Source organism: Sphingomonas sp. CCH9-F2 (assembly GCF_001556735.1).
Lineage (GTDB): Bacteria > Pseudomonadota > Alphaproteobacteria > Sphingomonadales > Sphingomonadaceae > Sphingomonas > Sphingomonas ginsenosidimutans.
In genome coordinates, this window is record NZ_LSJO01000034.1 from 1 (window position 1) to 2,413 (window position 2,413).

General features: G+C 69.6%; 2 protein-coding genes. Both read left to right on the forward strand.

The window, feature by feature from the left end; translation table 11 throughout:
* Positions 1 to 1,701: copper resistance system multicopper oxidase (locus AX685_RS01035; RefSeq protein WP_066484460.1), on the forward strand; the 1,701-nt coding region annotated here is incomplete at its 5' end.
* Positions 1,701 to 2,413: copper resistance protein B (locus tag AX685_RS01040; protein WP_231738486.1), on the forward strand; the 713-nt coding region annotated here is incomplete at its 3' end. The genes AX685_RS01035 and AX685_RS01040, both read left to right, overlap by 1 nt.

Here is a 2,413-nt window from a genome sequence, read left to right on the forward strand (position 1 = left end):
GCACTGCTGGCAGGGTGGCCGGGCTGGGCGCAGAGCGTGTCGGAGGGGGTCGGTACCATCGCCACGTTACCGATGGTATCGGGCGAGGATATCCGGCTGCGTATCGCGCATCAGATGATGACCGTAGACGGCCGCACCGGCCATGCGATCGGCATCAACGGCAGCGCCCCCGCGCCGCTGATCCGCCTGCGCGAAGGGCAGACGGTGCGGCTGCATGTCGAAAACGCGCTCGACGAGGAGACGTCGCTGCACTGGCACGGGCTGCTGGTGCCCTCGCACATGGATGGCGTGCCGGGCGTCTCCTTCCCTGGGATCGCGAAGCGGCGCACCTTCACCTACGAATTCCCGGTCGTTCAGGCCGGCACCTATTGGTATCACAGCCATTCCGGGCTTCAGGAGCAATCGGGCCTGTATGGGCCGCTCATCATCGACCCCAAGGGCGACGATCCGGTGCGCGCCGATCGCGAGCATGTCGTCATGCTGTCCGATCACACGCCGCTTCACCCGCACCGCCTGTTCGCGAAGCTGAAGCAGCAGGCCGGTTACTTCAACCGCCAGCAGCAGACGCTGGCCGGTTTGCTGGCGGGCCGCGACCAGAAGCTGGCGGACCGGCTGGCGTGGGGCGCGATGCGGATGGACCCGACCGACATCGCGGACGTGACCGGTTCCACCTACACCTATCTGGTCAATGGCCATGGCCCGCGCGACAATTGGACCGGGCTGTTTCGCGCCGGCGAGCGGGTGCGGCTGCGCGTCATCAACGCATCGGCGATGACGACCTTCAACGTGCGGATCCCGGGCCTTGCGCTGACGGTGGTGCAGGCGGACGGGATGAACGTGCGCCCGGTGGACGTCGACGAGCTGCAGATCGGCGTCGCCGAAACCTACGACCTGATCGTCACCCCCGACGCGGATCGCGCCTATACGCTGGTGGGGGAAAGCGTCGACCGGTCGGGCATGGCGCGTGCCACGCTGGCGCCGCGCGTGGGGATGGTGGCCCCGGTGCCGGCGCTGAGGCGGCGACCGGTGGCGACGATGCGCGACATGGGAATGGACATGTCGGCGCACGGCGCGATGGCGGGGATGGACCATGGCGCGATGTCGGGCATGGATCATCGCGCGCCCCCGGCGGCGGGCGCGATGAAGCATGACATGCGCGATTTCGCGAACGCCCCGGGGGTGCGCAAGGGGCCGGGGGTACAGACCATCTCCCCCATGCCGGTCGACCGTACCGGCGATCCGGGACAGGGCCTGGAGGATGCGGGGCACCGCGTCCTCACTTATCGCGACCTGATCGCGCTGGAGCGCAACCCCGACGTGCGTGCGCCGTCGCGGTCGCTGGAAATCCACCTGACCGGCAACATGGAACGCTACATGTGGTCGTTCGACGGCCGCAAGCTGTCGGAAGTGACGGCGCCGATCCCCTTCCTGGCGGGCGAGCGGGTGCGCGTGACATTGGTCAACGACACAATGATGGGGCACCCGATCCACCTGCACGGTCATTTCTTCGAACTGGTCACCGGGCATGGCGCTTATGCGCCGCGCAAGCATACGGTGATCGTCCAGCCGGGCGGCACGGTGAGCTGGGACGTGACCGCCAACGAAGGTGACTGGGCGTTCCACTGCCACATGCTGTACCACATGCACGCGGGGATGATGCAGGTGGTGCAGGTTCGCGCGCCGGTGGAGGCGGGGGCGTGATGGCGCGCCGGGCGATCGGGGTCGTTCCCCTCGCGCTGGTGCTGGCGCTTCCAGCCGGCGCGCAGACGATGGACCATCGCATGATGCGGGGGATGACCATGCCCGGCATGACGATGCCGGCACCGAAGGGGAAACCGGCAGCGAAGGCGAAGCCGCGCCGGCCGGCGCCGCAGCCCCGCCGCGCGTTGCCGACCCGCCCGGCCGCTGCGCCCGATCCGCATGCGGGGCACGATATGTCCGCGATGCCGGAAATCGCCCCTGCCGCCGACCCGCACCATGGGCATGACATGTCCGCGATGCCCGGCATGGCGATGGGGCGCGCTCCGCAGGGCGGTGATGCACCGGCGGCGGGAACCGACCTGCCGCCCGGCGATGCCGCCGCGCCGCCCGCGCAACCGGGGCTGCTGGCCGAGCGCGTCTATGGCGCCGCGGCGATGCGGGAGGCCGACCAGGCGATGCGCCGCGAACATGGCGGGATGACCTTCGCGCAGGTGATCGTGAACCTGGCCGAATATCAGGCGCGCCGCGGCCGGGACGGCTATCGCTGGGATGGCGAGGCATGGATCGGCGGCGATATCGACCGGCTGACGATCAAGACCGAGGGGGAGGGGGAGGCCGGCGGCGCGCTCGCCACGGCTGAGGTGCAGGCGCTCTACAGCCGCGCGCTCGATCCCTATTGGAACCTGCAGGCGGGCATCCGCCACGATATCCG